This is a genomic window from Streptomyces sp. NPDC127197, assembly GCF_042672405.1.
Taxonomy (GTDB): Bacteria; Actinomycetota; Actinomycetes; order Streptomycetales; family Streptomycetaceae; genus Streptomyces; species Streptomyces flavusporus.
The window spans coordinates 293,920-311,382 of record NZ_JBHXVG010000002.1 but is presented as its reverse complement, the minus strand read 5'-3'; the positions used below and the strand labels follow the sequence as shown (position 1 = coordinate 311,382).

The following is a 17,463-nucleotide window of genomic DNA, read 5'->3' as shown; positions in this document are numbered from 1 at the left end:
GTCACCGTTACGTATCGACGGTTTCGTACCACCGGCGATCTACGCGCGTAGGAGTTAGAGTGCGGAAATGACGAGCCAGACTGACCGGATGCGGCACACCCCGAGCCCGGACCAGATCCGCCGGGCGCCCAAGGTTCTCCTGCACGACCACCTCGACGGCGGGCTGCGCCCCGGCACCGTCGTCGAACTCGCCCAGAAGACGGGCTATCAGGGACTCCCCCAGTCCGACCCCGACAAGCTCGGCCTCTGGTTCCGCGAGGCCGCCGACTCCGGATCCCTGGAGCGGTACCTGGAGACCTTCTCCCACACCGTCGGCGTCATGCAGACCCGCGAAGCCCTCGTCCGGGTCGCTGCCGAGTGCGCCGAGGACCTCGCCGAGGACGGCGTCGTCTATGCCGAGGTGCGGTACGCCCCCGAGCAGCACCTGGAGGGCGGGCTCACCCTCGAGGAGGTCGTCGAGGCCGTCAACGAGGGCTTCCGGGAAGGTGAACGGATCGCCCGCGCCAACGGCCACCGTATCCGCGTCGGCGCCCTGCTCACCGCCATGCGGCACGCCGCCCGCGCCCTGGAGATCGCCGAACTCGCCAACCGCTACCGGGACCTGGGGGTCGTCGGCTTCGACATCGCGGGCGCCGAGGCCGGCTACCCGCCCACCCGGCACCTCGACGCCTTCGAGTACCTCAAGCGCGAGAACAACCACTTCACCATCCACGCCGGCGAGGCCTTCGGGCTGCCGTCCATCTGGCAGGCCCTCCAGTGGTGCGGTGCCGACCGGCTCGGGCACGGGGTGCGGATCATCGACGACATCGAGGTCGCCGAGGACGGCTCCGTCAAACTCGGCCGGCTCGCCTCGTACGTCCGCGACAAGCGGATCCCGCTGGAGCTGTGCCCCAGCTCCAACCTCCAGACCGGCGCGGCCAACTCCTACGCCGAGCACCCCATCGGCCTGCTGCGCCGCCTGCACTTCCGCGCGACCGTGAACACCGACAACCGGTTGATGTCCCACACCAGCATGAGCCGGGAATTCGAGCACCTTGTCGATGCATTCGGTTACACGCTCGACGACCTGCAGTGGTTCTCGGTCAATGCTATGAAGTCAGCATTCATTCCTTTCGATGAACGACTGGCAATGATCAATGACGTGATCAAGCCCGGATATGCAGAACTGAAGTCCGAATGGCTGTTCCAGCAGACCGCCTCCACCAGCGGATCTGCACCCCAGAAGGGCTGATCGGGGGCGGCAGATGTGGGCGGGCATTCACAAGCCGTCCGCATTTCGATGTTTGCGGCGCCTGCCATCGCGTGTTTACGTTCATGGACCGCTCCCCAAACACCGTCATCCCATTTCAAGTCAGTCAAGGACGCAATTCACCATGAAGCAGTCTGCTGCCAAGTCCCTCGGTGTCGCCGCCCTCGGTGCCGCCTTCGCCGCTGCCGGTGCGGGTGCCGCCAACGCCGCTCCGGCCGCCCCCGATGCGACCCAGGCCCTGGACGCCGTCACCCGGACGCTGCCGACGGAGAACGTCTCTCAGTCGCTGCCGGGGGCCGGCAAGGCGCTGGCGAAGGGGCAGCCCGCTCTCGGCAAGGGCCTGAACGCCGTCAAGCCGGGCTTCCAGAAGGAACTCTCGGGTGCGGCCGCGCCGGTCACCGGGCTGCTCGGCGGTATGCCGGTGCAGGCCACGGGTCCGGGCGCCAAGGGCCTCCCGGTGAACGGCCTCCCGCTGGGCTGAGCACCGGCCTCGTACGTGCCGATGGGGCGCACCCTGGTCCGGGTGCGCCCCATCGGTTCTTCCCCTGAGGGAGGGGCTTTCACCAGGCCGTCTGCGCCTTGCTCTCCGACGGCAGCAGGATCCACAGCGCGATGTAGAGCAGGAACTGCGGGCCGGGCAGCAGACAGGACAGCAGGAAGATCACGCGCATCGTGGTCGCGGAGGTGCCGAAGCGCCGTGCCAGCGCTGCGCACACTCCGCCGATCATCCGGCCGCTGGTGGGGCGGGCAAGGCGGGACATGGCGGCTCCTTGGTGAGCGTCGGTGTGAGGCCTCCCCTCGTGGCTGCCTCATCTGCCTACGACGCTACGCAGACGAACCGGGCAAAGCGTCGCTCTACGGGGCGATGCCGACCCTGGGAATCGTCGGGGTCCGACCCTGAGCCGCTCCTCCTGACGGAGGGGCGGGCCGTCGGGCAGGCCCTAGTTCGAGCGTGGAGGAGCGTCCAGCCGTAAGGCGGAGGAGGACGGCGAGGCGACGGGGGTCCCCCCACTGGAGCGGAGCCGAGCGCGGTGGAGTCGGCGACCGACGACAGCGCCGCCGGGGGCGGGCGTGCCGGCCCCCGCGACTCCGGCCGGGCCCGTCGGCCGGCCCCTACGGGAGGCCCGGCGTGGGGACTCCGGCCTGCGACGCAGCCAGTGGCGACCGGCCGGTACGACGACGATGTGGGCGAGGGCCACGCCCGCGGTGTTCAGCAGCAGCGAGTCGACGTCCACGACCTGCCCCGGCACCCCGGTCTGCAGCAGTTCGATGCCCAGCGAGATCAGCGCCCCGGCGGCCACCGTACGGACCAGCGACCCCAGGGGCGACACGGCCAACCGCCCGCCGGCCAGCGGAAGCAGGACGCCCAGCGGTGCCAGCAGCGCGAGCCCCGCGCCGATGCTCCGCGCCGCCTCGGACCAGCCGAGTGCCAGATCGGCCCGGATACCGGCGAGCGGACGCAGATTGGCGGGCATCACCCAGGGCACATCCAGCGGACGCAGCGTGAACCAGGCGACGAATGCGAGGTGCGCGACCAGGAGGACACCCCCTGTCACACGCATGTGGATCGCGGCGCTGCCGCCCACGGAGCCTTGACGCTGCACGCCCCCCAAGACGCGGCCTTCGGCACCATCGGTTCCGGGTTGTCACCCCCTACCCGGGTGAGGCCTGCGCCACACCCGGGTTCAGTCGCCCGTGACCTCCGTCGACGGCGGCTCCACCGAGCCCGGCCGGGAGCGCACCTCGTCCGTGCACTCGTAGCGGCGGGGCTCCTCGGTGCTCGGGCCGCCGAGGATCACCGAGCCGTCGCCTTCGGCTGCCGCCGAGTCGGAGAACGTACAGACGATCTGGGCGAGGGCGTACGAGGTGAGCGTCTCGGGGGCGGTGGTGAGGCGCAGCGTGTCCTCGGGGTCCCTGGGGCCCGGACCGCTCACGGTGATGCCGCCGCGTACGTCCGTGGAGTACCCGGCCTCCTTCTCCCGGGCCGACGGCGCCTTGGCGAGCTCGTCCAGCAGCCCCTGCGCCACTGGCACCCGCCGCTCGGAGTCCGCCGCGCCCTCGGGGACGCGCACGGCCCGGTCGACAGGCACCAGCGACGAACCGCACAGCAGAAACACCTGCACCGGCATCCCGCGCGAGGACTGGGTGGTGATGTCCGCCCCGGTGAGGGAGCAGTGCGCGCGCGACGGCGCGGGCCCGAAGTCCGTCGGCACCTCCGTGGCCCGGATCCCGCACCCGGCGAGCAGCCCCGCGAGCAGGGGAAGCGCCAGCAGACGTCCAGCCACCTTCATCAGGCGTCCCCCTTCTCCGAGCGCTCCTCCTCGGCCGCCTGCGCGAGCGCCGAGGCGTCCCGCGGCAGCCGCAGCGTGAACACCGCGCCGCCTTCGGGGGAGTTGGCGGCGGTGATCTCGCCGCCGTGGATGTGCGCGTTCTCCAGGGCGATGGACAGGCCGAGCCCGCTGCCCTCGGAACGCGGCCGGGAGGCGCTCGCCTTGTAGAACCGGTCGAAGACATGCGGCAGGACGTCCTCGGGGATGCCGGGCCCGTGGTCCCGCACCCGGATCACGACCTCCTCGGCCGCCTCCCGCACGGACACCCGCACCGGCGAACCGCCGTGTTTGAGCGCGTTGCCGATCAGGTTGGCCATGATCACGTCCAGTCGGCGCGGGTCGAGCCGGGCGTGGATGCCGCGTTCGGCGTCCAGCTCCACCGCGTCGAGCCAGGCCCGCGCGTCGATGCAGGCGGTGATCTGGTCGGCGACGTCGACGTCGTCCGCGACCAGCCGGGCGGTGCCCGCGTCGAAGCGGGTGACTTCCATCAGGTTCTCGACCAGGTCGTTCAGCCGCCGCGTCTCGCTCACCACGAGCCGCACCGCGGGCTCGATCATCGGGTCGATGCCGCCGCCCTCGGAGTCCAGCTCCTCCTCCAGCACCTCGGTCACCGCGGTGATCGCGGTGAGCGGGGTTCGCAGCTCATGGCTCATGTCGGCGACGAACCGCCGGGACGCCTCGTCCCGCGCGGCCATGTCCGCGACCCGCTTCTCCAGCGCATCGGCGGCGTTGTTGAAGGTCCTTGAGAGATCGGCCAGTTCATCCGTTCCGGACACCCTGAGCCGCGTGTCCAGCTTGCCCTCACCGAGCCGGCGCGCGGCCACGCCGAGGCGGTGCACCGGCTTCAGTACGGTCGTGGCGGCGGCCTGCGCCAGCAGCGCCGAGCCGATCAACGCGAGACCGGTGGCGATCCCCAGCGACCAGGCCAGCGAGTTGAGGTCCTTCGCCTCCGGCTCCAGCGACTTGAGCATGTACCCGGTCGGCCCACCCCCGATCACCCGCGTACCCGCGACGAGATACGGCGTGCCGTCATCGACGACCCGCTGCCAGTACAGGTGGTACGGCGACTTGTTGTTCGAGGTCAGCGGCTGCTGCTTGTTGACGGCCTTGCGCAGCGACTTCGGTACGTCCTCCAGCGCGAAGCCGTCATTGAGGCCGCCGGAACTGCCGTACACCGTCCTGCCGCTCGCGTCCTCGGCGACGAGCAGCACGCTGAAACGCTGGCTGCTGCTCGCCATCTGACCGGCGGTGCGCTGGAGTTCGTCCTGGCCGGGATGCTCGGGCAACGCACCCGCGCGGTTCTCCATCTCCTGCTCGAAGTCCCGCAGCACCGCGTCCTGGGCACGGGTGAGCACGGCCTCGCGGTTGAGCCAGTACGCGATCCCGGACGCGGACACCGCGGCGGCCAGTGCCACCAGCCCGAACACGATGATCAGCCGCAGCCGCAGGCTGGTGAAGCGCAGCATCGACAGACCTCCCTTGCGTGCCGCGGCCCAGCCGCGGAGGCCCCCTTGCGCTTCGGTCACTGAGGCGGATCCAGCCGGTAGCCGACACCCCGCACGGTACGGATCAGCGTCGGGGACGACGGCACGTCCTCGACCTTGGCGCGCAGCCGCTGGACGCAGGCGTCCACGAGCCGGGAGTCACCGAGGTAGTCGTGCTCCCAGACCAGCCGCAACAGCTGCTGCCGGGACAGCGCCTGGCCGGGCCGCCGGCTCAGTTCGAGCAGCAGCCGCAGCTCGGTCGGCGTCAGCTGGAGGTCCTCGCCGTTCTTCGTGACGGTCATCGCCGCGCGGTCGATGACGAGGCTGCCGAAGGCCGCCGCGTCGTTCGACTCCCGCTCGCCGCGCCGCAGCACGGCCCGGATCCGCGCGTCGAGCACCCGGCCCTGCACCGGTTTGACGACATAGTCGTCGGCCCCGGACTCCAGCCCGACGACCACATCGATGTCATCGCTGCGCGCGGTCAGCAGAATGATCGGCAACTGGTCCGTGCGCCGGATGCGCCGGCACACCTCGAACCCGTCGATGCCGGGCAGCATCACATCCAGCACGATCAGATCCGGTCGCTGCTCACGCAGCAGCTTCAGACCGTCCTCACCGCTGGCAGCGGTCGCCACGCGGTGTCCCTGGCGCGTCAGGGAGAGCTCCAGGGCCGTACGGATGGCGTCGTCGTCCTCGATCAGCAACAGGGAAGGCACGGGCTCATTCTGGCCCATGGTGGGGTGGCGTTTCGACACTCGGGCGAGTGCGTAGCCGTACGGCTCTTCTGAGTGACCATGCATTGCTGCTCGTACGCCGTGCTGTGTGTCTCGTACGAACGGCATACGAGCGGCCCCTGTGACAGCTCTGTGACAGTCGGCGGACACGGCCATGAAGGTCCCCGGGCAAGCTTTTGGACACAGCACGGAAGCAAGACGGAGCAGGGCCGAACACCGGCAAGTCCACGACGGGGGGCGCGAGATGAACACGCTGCACGGCACCAGCACCAGCGCAGTGGTCACGCGTCTGCACGACGTGAGCACGCACCGGGGTTCCGAGAAGTCCGGTGCCGTGAGCGGGCGGGGGTGCGCTCGCGGCGCCGGGCGTCAGCACACCGCGTATGCGCAGCAAGGGCTGCAGCCCTACATGGCGGTGGTTGACGGCTTCACGGGGGAAACACACGGGGGAGCCGCGTACGGGGAGGAATCGGGGGAGCGGCGTCGCTCGCTGTCGGAGGCGGAGTTCACCGCCTACGTCCAGGAGCGCCGCGCCTCCCTGTACGCAACCGCCTACCACCTCACCGGCGACCGCTTCGAGGCCGAGGACCTGCTGCAGAGCGCCCTCTTCTCGACGTACAGGGCGTGGGACCGGATCAGTGACAAGGCAGCGGTCGGCGGATACCTCCGCCGCACCATGACCAACCTGCACATCAGCGCGTGGCGGCGCCGCAAGCTGAACGAGTACCCGACCGAGGAACTGCCGGAGACGCCCGGCGACACGGACGCGATGCGCGGCACCGAGCTGCGCGCGGTCCTGTGGCAGGCGCTGGCCCGGCTGCCCGAACTCCAGCGGACGATGCTGGTCCTCCGGTACTACGAGGGCCGCACCGACCCGGAGATCGCGGAGATCCTCGACATCAGTGTCGGCACGGTGAAGTCCAGCATCTGGCGGTCCCTCCGCCGGCTGCGCGAGGACGAGGTCCTCAGCTTCGGCCGTGACGAGGAGGACGCCTTCGGGGAGCTTGTTGCCTGAAGGTCGGGGGGATACGGGGGAACATCACGGGGGATACGGGGGAAGCACCAGGGGGCTCGGGGGAGCACCAGGGGGAGCGGGACTGGAGGGCCGGGGGGTCCGTCCAGTCCCGCTTTTGTGTGTGGGCGTCGCTGCCGGTGCGTGAGTTTCAGGCCGCCGTACGAGCCGTGCACCGGCCGGCCGCCGCGGCCGCCAGCCGGCCCATCGCCTCGTCCTTGTCGCAGGCGTACGCCCCCAGCGCGGTCTGCCGGGCCACGATGGACCGCTCGGCGCGCATCAGACGCCAGCCGCGCCGCAGCAGGAAGGGGACCGACTTGCGTCCCTCCTTCAGGTCGCGCAGGAAGCGCCGGCGGAAGGTCCGCACCGAACCACGGCTCAGGCACAGTGCGTCGGCGAGGATCCCGAGTTCCCGGCAGTGCGTCACGATCTCGGCGGCGAAGACGCCCTCTGCGATGAACAGCGGGGTCCGGCCGATGTCGACGGTGTCCTCACCGGTGCGGGCGCTGAGCGAGATGTCGTACACCGGGACGTTCGTACGGCCCGTGCGGCACAGTTCCTCGATCGCGGCCACGGCCGCGTCCGCGTCCCACGACTCGGGGTGGTCCCAGTCGATGTCGGAGCTCCCCGCCACCAGGGGCAGCGTCGGGTCGGTGCCCTCCTTGTAGAAGTCGTCGAGCCGCAGCACCGGCAGGCCGGAGCAGGCGGAGAGGAGGGACTTGCCGGAGCCGGACGGGCCGCAGAGCAGCACGACCCGGGTGGGTATGGGTGGATGGGAACTCACGGGACACCAGTGTGGGGCATCGCCCGACTCCCGAACGACCCCGCGGGTCGCCTTTGATGCGTGCGTCACACCTCAACCGCCCTTTGTGTCGATTCGATTACCCAGGGTGGTAGAAGGCGGCGGCGGGGCTGGCCCGACGTGATACTCCCCAGAGGCCGACCGCCCGGCGCGTCCTGGTCGCTCTCGCAACCGCCGGCCTGGCCCTCGGGGCGAGCGCGACGAACGCGGGGCCGAGCGACGCCAGTCTCAGTGGCCGCCTGTTTCCGGGGACCCTCGGGCCGCTCGCTTCTTGGTCAGTGTCGTGCTTCCACGGCCCGCGTCAAGGGCGCTTCGCGTCGCCTGACGGCGATCGGCCTGCGGCCGCCCCTTGACCCGGTCCGTTCCAGCACGGGTGAGAAGCGAGCGAGCGGCCCGGAAGGCGGGTGGCCGAGGCAAGCGGTCACCTCCGTCGGCTGCGGGGCGGGCCGGGGTTTGCGGGCGCGGCAGCGGGGTGGCGGGACGCCGGGCCGGCTCAGCGGCTTGCGGGCGGGAGGGGTGCGGTGGGCGCGGTCGCGCCTCGCATGCACGCCGGGTGGGGTTGGCGGCTTGCGGCCGGTGGGGACGACGGCCGCACGTCGGCGGGGTGGGGGCACACCGGGTCGGTTCAGCGGCCTGCAGGTGGTGGGTGGCTGGGGCGCGCCAGGTGGTCGGGGCACGCCGGGTCGGTTCAGCGGGTTGCGGGCGGTGGGTGGCTTGGGGGCGCAGGGGGTGGGCGCGCCGGGTCGGTTCAGCGGGTTGGGGTGAGCGGGGCATGCTTCGGTAATTGGCCGCTTTGGGTCACCTCGGGAGTGGAAAAACCTGGTCGGTGGCTACGGGAGTGAGCCAAAACGGCCAATTGCTCACGGAGACGTGATCGGTGAGGTTCATGTGGCAGGAGGGGTGCGCCGTCCGTGTCGGCCCTCCTGGTCGTGTCCGGCCGGGCGGGCAAGCCGCGTGCAGTCGTACCTCGAGCGTCGGCAGCCGCTATCCCATCGCCGACAGAATCACCAGCAATGCCGCCCCCGCCACTGCCGGTGCCACCAGCTCGTACGCCCAGCGGACCGTCACCTCGCCCTGTGCGGTCGCTGCCTTCTCCCGGGCCTCCAGTATCTGGCGCAGGTCGTGGATGATCTGGTCGCTTTCGGCGCGGACCGGTCCGTCCGGCATGGCGGCCCCGTCCCCGAGGCCCCGGACGACACTCCGGCCGCCGCCCCGGCCGCTCTGCTCCGCCTCGCGTCGGGCCTCCTTGCGTGCCGCGCGCTTCCGGGCGCGGAGTGAGACGGGGACGGCCCACAGTTGGTACTTGGTGCCGGCCTTGGTGACGACCTCGTTGGTGTATCCCGACCGCAGCGAGGCGACCTCGCCCCAGGGCAGCACGATGACGCGGAACGGATTGCGCACCCGCAGTCGGTCTTCACCCGCGAACACGGCGGGGCGGACGGTGAAGGCGACGACCAGCGGTACCGCGAGGAGCAGCGCGGCGAGCGCCCGCCAGGGTGTCCGGCCCTCGCCCGCCACGATCGCGTCGATGCCGAGCCAGGCGGCGAGGGCGAGCAGCAGGACGCCGCCGACGAGGCCCATGGGCGACCGGTAGATACGGTCCCTGCTCTTGGGGCCGGGCGGCTGCGGCGCTGGTGACTGGTGGTCCGGGGTCGTCATGCCCCGATTCTGCACGACACCGTCGGCATCGCTCATGCGCGGTGGGTCCCTGCAGGAGGGGGTGGGCAGGAGGGGTGTACAGCCGCTACGCGCGTAGATATGCTCGTCTGGTGACCATGCCCACCTCTGCACACACCCTCACGGACGTGGCGGCCTCCGACAGCACGCTGCGCCGCTTCCTCCACGGGCTGCCCGGCGTCGACGCGGTCGGCCTGGAGGCGCGCGCCGCCTCGCTCGGCACCCGTTCCATCAAGACGACCGCCAAGGCGTACGCCATCGACCTCGCCATCTCGATGGTCGACCTGACGACGCTGGAAGGCGCGGACACCCCGGGCAAGGTCCGGGCGCTCGGCGCCAAGGCGGTCCACCCGGATCCGACGGACCGTACGACCCCGGCGACCGCGGCCGTCTGCGTCTACCCCGACATGGTGCCCCACGCCAAGGAGGCCGTCGCCGGCTCCACCGTCAAGGTCGCCTCGGTCGCCACCGCGTTCCCGGCCGGCCGCGCCCCGCTCGCGGTGAAGCTGGCGGACGTGCGCGACGCCGTGGCCGCGGGCGCCGACGAGATCGACATGGTCATCGACCGGGGGGCGTTCCTCTCGGGCCGGTACATGAAGGTGTACGACGAGATCGTCGCCGTGAAGGAGGCCTGTGGCGCGAGCGCCCGCCTGAAGGTCATCTTCGAGACGGGTGAGCTGTCGACGTACGACAACATCCGCCGGGCCAGCTGGCTCGGCATGCTGGCGGGCGCCGACTTCATCAAGACGTCGACCGGCAAGGTGGCGGTGAACGCGACCCCGGCGAACACCCTCCTCATGCTGGAGGCCGTACGGGACTTCCGTGCGCAGACCGGCGTCCAGGTCGGCGTGAAGCCCGCCGGTGGCATCCGCACCAGCAAGGACGCCATCAAGTTCCTGGTCCTGGTCAACGAGACCGTCGGCGAGGACTGGCTGGACAACCACTGGTTCCGCTTCGGCGCCTCCTCGCTCCTGAACGACCTGCTGATGCAGCGTCAGAAGCTGGCCACCGGCCGCTACTCCGGCCCCGACTACGTGACGGTGGATTGATCATCATGGCTTCCGTATTCGAGTACGCGCCGGCCCCCGAGTCCCGGTCCGTCGTCGACATCGCGCCCTCCTACGGCCTGTTCGTCGACGGTGAGTTCACCGAGGCGGCGGACGGCAAGGTCTTCAAGACGATCAGCCCCTCGACCGAGGAGGTCCTCTCAGAGGTCGCCCAGGCGGGCGAGGCGGACGTCGACCGGGCGGTGAAGGCCGCCCGGAAGGCCTTCGAGAAGTGGTCGGCGCTGCCCGGTGCCGAGCGCGCCAAGTACCTGTTCCGTATCGCCCGCATCATCCAGGAGCGCGCCCGCGAGCTGGCGGTCCTGGAAACCCTGGACAACGGCAAGCCGATCAAGGAGACGAGGGACGCCGACCTGCCCCTCGTGGCGGCGCACTTCTTCTACTACGCGGGCTGGGCCGACAAGCTCGACCACGCCGGCTTCGGACCGTCGCCGAGGCCGCTGGGCGTGGCGGGCCAGGTCATCCCCTGGAACTTTCCCCTGCTGATGCTGGCCTGGAAGATCGCCCCGGCGCTAGCGACCGGCAACACGGTCGTCCTCAAGCCGGCGGAGACGACCCCGCTCTCCGCGCTGTTCTTCGCGGACATCTGCCGCCAGGCGGGTCTGCCGAAGGGCGTCGTCAACATCCTCCCCGGCTACGGCGACACAGGCGCCGCGGTCGTCGCGCATCCGGACGTCGACAAGGTCGCCTTCACCGGCTCCACGGCGGTCGGCAAGGAGATCGCCCGTACGGTTGCGGGCACGAACAAGAAGCTCACGCTCGAACTGGGCGGCAAGGGCGCGAACATCGTCTTCGACGACGCCCCGATCGACCAGGCCGTCGAGGGCATCGTGAACGGCATCTTCTTCAACCAGGGGCAGGTCTGCTGCGCAGGCAGCCGTCTCCTGGTGCAGGAGTCGATCCAGGACGAGCTGCTGGAGTCGCTGAAGCGCCGCCTGTCGACGCTCCGCCTGGGCGACCCCCTGGACAAGAACACGGACATCGGCGCGATCAACTCCGCCGAGCAGCTGGCCCGGATCACCGCACTCGCCGAGCAGGGCGAGGCGGAGGGCGCAGAGCGCTGGTCCCCCGCCTGTGAACTGCCGGAGAGCGGCTACTGGTTCGCCCCGACCCTCTTCACGAACGTCACCCAGGCGCACACCGTCGCCCGGGACGAGATCTTCGGCCCGGTGCTGTCGGTGCTGACGTTCCGCACCCCGGACGAGGCGGTCGCCAAGGCCAACAACACCCCGTACGGACTGTCGGCGGGCATCTGGACGGAGAAGGGCTCGCGCATCCTGGCGGTCGCGAACAAGCTCCGCGCGGGTGTCGTGTGGTCCAACACGTTCAACAAGTTCGACCCGACCTCGCCGTTCGGCGGCTACAAGGAGTCGGGCTTCGGCCGCGAGGGCGGCCGCCACGGCCTGGAGGCGTACCTCGATGTCTGAGCGACTCAGTGTGTTCAAGACCTACAAGCTGTACGTCGGCGGGAAGTTCCCGCGTTCCGAAAGCGGCCGGGTGTACGAGGTGACCGACTCCAAGGGCAACTGGCTGGCCAACGCTCCGCTGTCCTCCCGCAAGGACGCCCGTGACGCGGTGGTCGCCGCCCGCAAGGCGTTCGGCGCCTGGTCCGGGGCGACGGCCTACAACCGCGGCCAGATCCTCTACCGCATCGCCGAGATGCTGGAGGGCCGGCGCGAGCAGTTCGTGCGCGAGGTCGCCGATGCCGAGGGACTGTCGAAGTCCAAGGCGGCCGCGCAGGTCGACGCGGCGATCGACCGCTGGGTCTGGTACGCGGGCTGGACGGACAAGATCGCCCAGGTGGTGGGTGGCGGGAACCCGGTCGCAGGGCCCTACTTCAACCTCTCCTCCCCGGAACCGACGGGCGTGGTCGCGGTCCTGGCCCCCCAGGAGTCCTCCTTCCTGGGCCTGGTCTCCGTGGTGGCCCCGGTGATCGCAACCGGCAACACCGCGATCGTGATCGCCTCCGAGAAGTCGCCCCTCCCGGCGCTCTCCCTCGGCGAGGTCTTGGCCACCTCGGACCTCCCCGGCGGCGTCGTGAACGTCCTCTCCGGCCGTACGGCGGAGATCGCGACCCCGCTGGCCGCGCACCAGGACGTCAACGCGATCGACCTCGCGGGAGCGGACGCCGACCTGGCGAAGGAACTGGAGATCGCCGCCGCGGACAATCTCAAGCGGGTGCTTCGTCCACAGCCTGTGGATTACGCGGAGACGCCAGGCATCGACCGCATGACGGCGTTCCTGGAGACCAAGACGGTCTGGCACCCGACAGGGTCGCTGGGCGCGTCCGGCTCCTCCTACTGAAACGACGGCGGACCGGGGCCCTCAAGGGCCCCGGTCCGCCGTCGTTTCAGATACCGGCCGCCGACGACAGGTCCCGCTTGATCGCCGCCAGCAGCTCCGCCGCCTTCGCCCGGGCGGCCGGGAGGCCGACGTGCGTGGCGACCGGGACCACGACCTCCAGGTAGCACTTCAGCTTCGGCTCCGTGCCGCTCGGACGGACGATCACGCGGGCGCCGTCCAGCGCGTAGCGCAGGCCGTCCGTGGGCGGGAGCTTCTCGGTGCCCTGGGTGAGGTCCTCGGCCTTCGTGATGGCCAGGCCCGCCAGGTGGGTGGGCGGCTGCTCGCGCAGGCGGCGCATGGCGTTCGCGATGACCGACAGGTCCTCCACGCGGACCGAGAGCTGGTCGGTGGCGTGCAGGCCGTGCTCCACGGCGAGGTCGTCGAGGAGGTCCAGGAGGGTGCGGTTCTCGGCCTTGAGCTGCGAGGCGAGTTCCGTGATGAGGAGGGCCGCGGTGATGCCGTCCTTGTCGCGTACGCCGTCGGGGTCGACGCAGTAGCCGAGGGCCTCCTCGTAGCCGTAGCGCAGGCCCTCGACGCGGGCGATCCACTTGAAGCCGGTGAGGGTCTCCTCGTAGGGGAGCCCCGCCTTCTCGGCGATCCGGCCGAGGAGGGAGGAGGAGACGATCGACTCGGCGAAGGTGCCCTGTACGCCGCGGCTCACGAGGTGCGCGGCGAGCAGCGCGCCGACCTCGTCGCCGCGGAGCATGCGCCAGTCGGCGCCGTCCTTCACCGCGGCTGCGCAGCGGTCGGCGTCCGGGTCGTTGGCGATGATCAGGTCCGGTTCCGTCTCGCGGGCTTTCGCGAAGGCCAGATCCATCGCGCCGGGCTCTTCCGGGTTGGGGAAGGCGACGGTGGGGAAGTCCGGGTCCGGGTCGGCCTGTTCGGCGACGAGAACGGGCTCCGGGAAGCCGGCGCGGGCGAAGGCGGCGAGGAGGGTGTCCTTGCCGACGCCGTGCATCGCCGTGTAGACGGTCCGGGCGGTGCGGGGGGAGCCGGGGGCCAGGACGGCGTCCGTGCGGGCCAGGTAGGCGTCCAGGACGCCGTCGTCGAGGGTCTCCCAGCCGGCGGTGGGGCGGGGGACGTCGTGCAGGGACCGTACGGCGGCGATCTCGGCGGCGATCTCGGTGTCGGCGGGTGGCACGATCTGGGAGCCGTCGCCGAGGTACACCTTGTAGCCGTTGTCGCGGGGCGGGTTGTGGCTGGCGGTGACCTCGACCCCGGCGACCGCGCCCAGGTGCCTTATGGCGAACGCCAGCACGGGGGTGGGCAGCGGCCGCGGCAGGACGGCGGCGCGCAGACCGGCGCCGGTCATCACGGCGGCGGTGTCCCGGGCGAAGTCCTCCGACTTGTGCCGGGCGTCGTAGCCGATGACGACGAGGCCGGCGGTGTGGCCCTGCTTCTTCAGGTAGGCGGCGAGGCCTGCGGCGGCACGGATGACGACGGTCCGGTTCATCCGCATCGGCCCGGCACCGAGCTCGCCCCGCAGACCCGCCGTGCCGAACTGCAGCGTCCCGCCGAAGCGCGCCGCCAGCTCGGTGACGTCCTTGGCGTCGATCAGCGCGGCGAGTTCCGCACGGGTGTCCGCGTCGGGGTCCTCGGCCAGCCACGCCTGGGCCCGTGCGAGGAGATCGTCGTGCACGTCGGGTCAACCTCTCGTTGTGTTCGTACGGTGTGCTCCGGTCACCTGCCGGCGGTGACCTACAGCCGGTCGAGCACCTGACCCAGCAGGGCGCCCATCCGCGCCGCCGAGTCCCGGCCCGCCTGCAGAACCTCCTCGTGGTTCAGCGGCTCGCCGGTCATGCCCGCCGCGAGGTTGGTCACCAGGGAGATGCCCAGCACCTCGGCGCCCGCCTCGCGCGCGGCGATGGCCTCGAGGACCGTCGACATGCCCACCAGGTCCGCGCCGATGGCGCGGGCCATGCGGATCTCGGCCGGCGTCTCGTAGTGCGGGCCGGGGAACTGCGCGTAGACGCCCTCCTCCAGGGTGGGGTCGATCTCCTTGCACAGGGCGCGCAGCCGCGGGGAGTACAGGTCGGTGAGGTCGACGAAGTTCGCGCCGACGATCGGGGACGTGGCGGTGAGGTTGATGTGGTCGCTGATCAGGACCGGCTGGCCCGGCCGCATGCCCTCGCGCAGGCCGCCGCAGCCGTTGGTGAGCACGACGGTCTTGCAGCCGGCGGCGACGGCGGTGCGCACGCCGTGCGCCACGGCGGCGACGCCGCGGCCCTCGTAGTAGTGGGTGCGGCCGAGGAAGACCAGGGCACGCTTGTCGCCGATCCGGTACGTGCGGATCTTGCCGCCGTGGCCCGCGACGGCCGGCGGCGGGAATCCGGGCAGCTCGGTGACCGGGAACTCGGCGTCGGGAGCGCCGAGCGCGTCCACGGCCGGAGCCCAGCCGGAGCCCATCACGAGGGCGACGTCGTGGGACTCGGCGCCGGTGAGTTCGCGCAGGCGCGCGGCGGCGGCGTCGGCGGCGGCGTACGGGTCGCCCTGGATGTCGTCCGGAAGAAGAGATGCGTTCACGCGCACGAGGGTAGCCGGTCTCGGCCTACGCGCGTAGATGACGGAGGTCACGGGATGGCGATCGTTGTCTTGTCGTTTCCGACGAAAGCGGTCGCGCGGAGGGGTGGCGAGCGCTCAGCAGGGCCTCTTGCGCAGCTCCATCACGTAGTCGTGCGGCGCCCCGGCCGACTCCGCCGCATCCGCGATCTCGCCCAGGTAGCGGGCCGACGGCAGGCCGCCCTCGTAGGCGTTCAGGACGTACGCCCAGGCCGTCTCCTCGCCGTCGAGGGTGTGCACGCGGATCCGCATCCGGCGGTAGACCTCGAGGCCGACGCCGACCCACCGGTCGAGTGACTCCTCGTCCATCGGTGCGATGTCGTACAGCGCCACGAAGACCTGGGAGCCGGGCGACTCGACGACGGTCGCCAGCGCCCCCTCCCACCCCATGTGCTCGCCGCCGAACGTCAGCCGCCAGTCGTTCAGCCATCCCGTGGCCCGCATCGGCGAGTGCGGGGCGCGGCGCGACATCAGCCGCGCGTCGAGATGGGCGGCGTACGCGGCGTGGAGGGACATGGGTCGAGCGTACGGCAGTCGGCTCGCGTGTCACTTCCGTCCCTGGGGTACCTGTGGTGGCCGGAGTGGGCCCCGGGGCGGTCGCACGTTGAAGGGTGCGGGACAATGGAGTACGTGACTCGGATCGTGATCATCGGTGGCGGACCCGGCGGATACGAAGCGGCGCTGGTCGCCGCACAACTCGGCGCGGAGGTGACCGTCGTCGACTGCGACGGTCTGGGCGGAGCGTCGGTGCTGACCGACTGCGTGCCGTCCAAGACCCTCATCGCCACGGCCGAGGTGATGACCACCTTCGACTCCTCCTACGAGGAGCTGGGGATCATCGTCGCGGACGACACCCCGCCCGAGGAGGTGGCCGCCCGCATCATCGGCGTCGACCTCGGCAAGGTCAACCGACGGGTCAAGCGGCTCGCGCTCGCCCAGTCCCACGACATCACCGCCTCCGTCACCCGGGCGGGTGCCCGGGTGCTGCGCGGCCGCGGCCGGCTGGAGGGCATGCAGGCCCTCGACGGTTCGCGCAAGGTCGTCGTGCGCGCCGCCGACGGCACCGAGGAGACCCTCACCGCCGACGCCGTCCTCATCGCCACCGGCGGTCACCCGCGCGAGCTGCCCGACGCCAGGCCGGACGGTGAGCGCATCCTCAACTGGACCCAGGTCTACGACCTCGACGAGCTCCCCGAGGAGCTCATCGTGGTCGGCTCCGGTGTCACCGGCGCCGAGTTCGCCGGCGCCTACCAGGCCCTCGGCTCCAAGGTCACCCTCGTCTCCTCCCGCGACCGCGTGCTGCCCGGCGAGGACCCGGACGCGGCCGGCGTGCTGGAGGACGTCTTCCGGCGCCGCGGCATGAACGTCATGGCCCGCTCCCGCGCCGCCGCCGCCAAGCGGGTCGGCGACCAGGTCGAGGTCACCCTCGCCGACGGGCGGGTCATCTCCGGCTCGCACTGTCTGATGGCCGTCGGCGCCGTCCCCAACTCCGCGGGCATGGGTCTGGAGGAGGCGGGCGTCAAGCTGCGCGACTCCGGGCACATCTGGACCGACAAGGTCTCCCGGACGACCGCTCCGGGCGTGTACGCGGCCGGCGACGTCACCGGCGTCTTCGCCCTCGCATCCGTCGCCGCCATGCAGGGCCGTATCGCCATGTACCACTTCCTCGGCGAGACGGTGGCCCCGCTCAACCTCAAGACGGTCTCGTCGAACGTCTTCACCGACCCCGAGATCGCCACCGTCGGCTACACCCAGGCCGACGTGGACGGCGGCATCATCGACGCCCGGGTCGTGAAGCTGCCGCTGCTGCGCAACCCGCGCGCCAAGATGCAGGGCATCCGGGACGGCTTCGTCAAGATCTTCTGCCGCCCGGGGACCGGGATCGTGGTCGGCGGTGTGGTCGTGTCGCCGCGCGCCTCGGAACTGATCCACCCCATCTCGATCGCCGTCGACAACAATCTGACGGTCGAACAGATCGCGAACGCGTTCACCGTGTACCCCTCCCTTTCGGGGTCGATCGCCGAGGTGGCCCGGCAGCTCCACACCCGCAAGGCGACCGCCGAGAGCTGACGGCCGAAACCGACTCCCCGCTGGTCACGGGGAGTTGCCGACCATGCGGACGGCATAGGCAACGGGAGTACGCCCCTATACCACTTCCCGCTGTTGTGTGCGAACAACTTCTGTTATTCGGCGCAAACTGCTGAAAGCA

At 71.0% G+C, this 17,463-nt stretch carries 16 protein-coding genes and 1 pseudogene; 7 read left to right on the top strand and 10 right to left on the bottom strand.

Annotation, left to right across the window (positions count from 1 at the left end; translation table 11 throughout):
* Positions 1–67 precede the first annotated feature (67 nt).
* Positions 68–1,231, top strand: a complete 1,164-nt coding sequence (locus ACFVJQ_RS04100; RefSeq protein ID WP_224737224.1) for an adenosine deaminase — start codon at positions 68–70, stop codon at positions 1,229–1,231.
* A 142-nt stretch (positions 1,232–1,373) separates the two neighbouring features.
* The gene (locus ACFVJQ_RS04095) at positions 1,374–1,730 is read left to right on the top strand and encodes an ATP-binding protein (RefSeq protein ID WP_385517777.1); all 357 of its coding nucleotides are present in this window, start codon (positions 1,374–1,376) and stop codon (positions 1,728–1,730) included.
* Positions 1,731–1,809: 79 nt separating this feature from the next.
* Here ACFVJQ_RS04095 and ACFVJQ_RS04090 read toward each other — a convergent pair whose 3' ends face one another.
* The 5 genes and pseudogenes from ACFVJQ_RS04090 to afsQ1 all read right to left on the bottom strand — a co-directional run bounded on the left by ACFVJQ_RS04090 (position 1,810) and on the right by afsQ1 (position 5,779).
* Positions 1,810–2,010 carry a PspC domain-containing protein gene (locus ACFVJQ_RS04090; protein WP_385263609.1) on the bottom strand — a complete coding sequence of 67 codons (201 nt, stop codon included), beginning with the start codon at positions 2,008–2,010 and terminating at the stop codon, positions 1,810–1,812.
* 342 nt (positions 2,011–2,352) lie between these two features.
* A pseudogene (locus tag ACFVJQ_RS04085) lies at positions 2,353–2,853 on the bottom strand (VanZ family protein); the annotation flags it as partial.
* An 81-nt stretch (positions 2,854–2,934) separates the two neighbouring features.
* Positions 2,935–3,540 (bottom strand): hypothetical protein, encoded by a 606-nt coding sequence (locus ACFVJQ_RS04080; protein ID WP_385517770.1) that lies wholly within the window; start codon positions 3,538–3,540, stop codon positions 2,935–2,937.
* Positions 3,540–5,045, bottom strand: coding sequence for an ATP-binding protein (locus tag ACFVJQ_RS04075; RefSeq protein WP_385517768.1), 1,506 nt, complete (start codon positions 5,043–5,045; stop codon positions 3,540–3,542). Before ACFVJQ_RS04075 ends, ACFVJQ_RS04080 begins: the two co-directional genes overlap by 1 nt.
* 56 nt (positions 5,046–5,101) lie before the next feature.
* Positions 5,102–5,779 carry a two-component system response regulator AfsQ1 gene (afsQ1, locus tag ACFVJQ_RS04070; protein ID WP_073940367.1) on the bottom strand — a complete coding sequence of 226 codons (678 nt, stop codon included), beginning with the start codon at positions 5,777–5,779 and terminating at the stop codon, positions 5,102–5,104.
* A 262-nt stretch (positions 5,780–6,041) separates the two neighbouring features.
* Between afsQ1 and ACFVJQ_RS04065 the strand changes: the two genes are divergently transcribed.
* Positions 6,042–6,812 carry a SigE family RNA polymerase sigma factor gene (locus ACFVJQ_RS04065; protein ID WP_385517765.1) on the top strand — a complete coding sequence of 257 codons (771 nt, stop codon included), beginning with the start codon at positions 6,042–6,044 and terminating at the stop codon, positions 6,810–6,812.
* Between the two features lie 148 nt (positions 6,813–6,960).
* Here ACFVJQ_RS04065 and ACFVJQ_RS04060 read toward each other — a convergent pair whose 3' ends face one another.
* Entirely contained in the window at positions 6,961–7,662 is a 702-nt protein-coding gene (locus ACFVJQ_RS04060) for a uridine kinase (RefSeq protein WP_385780741.1), read from the bottom strand.
* Between the two features lie 933 nt (positions 7,663–8,595).
* On the bottom strand, positions 8,596–9,270 hold the full coding sequence (locus ACFVJQ_RS04055; protein ID WP_385517760.1) for a PH domain-containing protein: 675 nt from the start codon (positions 9,268–9,270) through the stop codon (positions 8,596–8,598).
* Positions 9,271–9,386: 116 nt separating this feature from the next.
* On the opposite strand from ACFVJQ_RS04055, the gene deoC reads away from it, so the two are divergent.
* Genes deoC through ACFVJQ_RS04040 form a run of 3 tightly spaced genes read left to right on the top strand, consistent with a single transcriptional unit; the run spans position 9,387 to position 12,656 of the window.
* A complete protein-coding gene (gene deoC, locus ACFVJQ_RS04050) occupies positions 9,387–10,337 on the top strand; it encodes a deoxyribose-phosphate aldolase (protein WP_129802082.1) in 951 nt (316 codons plus the stop codon).
* 5 nt (positions 10,338–10,342) lie between these two features.
* Positions 10,343–11,779 (top strand): aldehyde dehydrogenase family protein, encoded by a 1,437-nt coding sequence (locus ACFVJQ_RS04045; RefSeq protein WP_224734971.1) that lies wholly within the window; start codon positions 10,343–10,345, stop codon positions 11,777–11,779.
* Entirely contained in the window at positions 11,772–12,656 is an 885-nt protein-coding gene (locus ACFVJQ_RS04040) for an aldehyde dehydrogenase family protein (RefSeq protein WP_385780738.1), read from the top strand. Before ACFVJQ_RS04045 ends, ACFVJQ_RS04040 begins: the two co-directional genes overlap by 8 nt.
* A 46-nt stretch (positions 12,657–12,702) precedes the next feature.
* Here the strand turns inward: ACFVJQ_RS04040 and ACFVJQ_RS04035 are convergent, their stop codons facing one another.
* From ACFVJQ_RS04035 to ACFVJQ_RS04025, 3 genes are all read right to left on the bottom strand, one after another.
* Positions 12,703–14,334: a phospho-sugar mutase gene (locus ACFVJQ_RS04035; RefSeq protein WP_385780735.1), complete on the bottom strand. Its 1,632-nt coding sequence runs from the start codon at positions 14,332–14,334 to the stop codon at positions 12,703–12,705.
* Positions 14,335–14,393: 59 nt separating this feature from the next.
* Entirely contained in the window at positions 14,394–15,218 is an 825-nt protein-coding gene (locus tag ACFVJQ_RS04030) for a purine-nucleoside phosphorylase (RefSeq protein WP_385780732.1), read from the bottom strand.
* Positions 15,219–15,332: 114 nt separating this feature from the next.
* Positions 15,333–15,770: a gamma-glutamylcyclotransferase gene (locus tag ACFVJQ_RS04025; RefSeq protein ID WP_385780729.1), complete on the bottom strand. Its 438-nt coding sequence runs from the start codon at positions 15,768–15,770 to the stop codon at positions 15,333–15,335.
* A 105-nt stretch (positions 15,771–15,875) separates the two neighbouring features.
* Here ACFVJQ_RS04025 and ACFVJQ_RS04020 point away from each other — a divergent pair, with 105 nt between their 5' ends.
* Positions 15,876–17,324: an NAD(P)H-quinone dehydrogenase gene (locus ACFVJQ_RS04020; protein ID WP_385780725.1), complete on the top strand. Its 1,449-nt coding sequence runs from the start codon at positions 15,876–15,878 to the stop codon at positions 17,322–17,324.
* Positions 17,325–17,463: the final 139 nt, after the last annotated feature.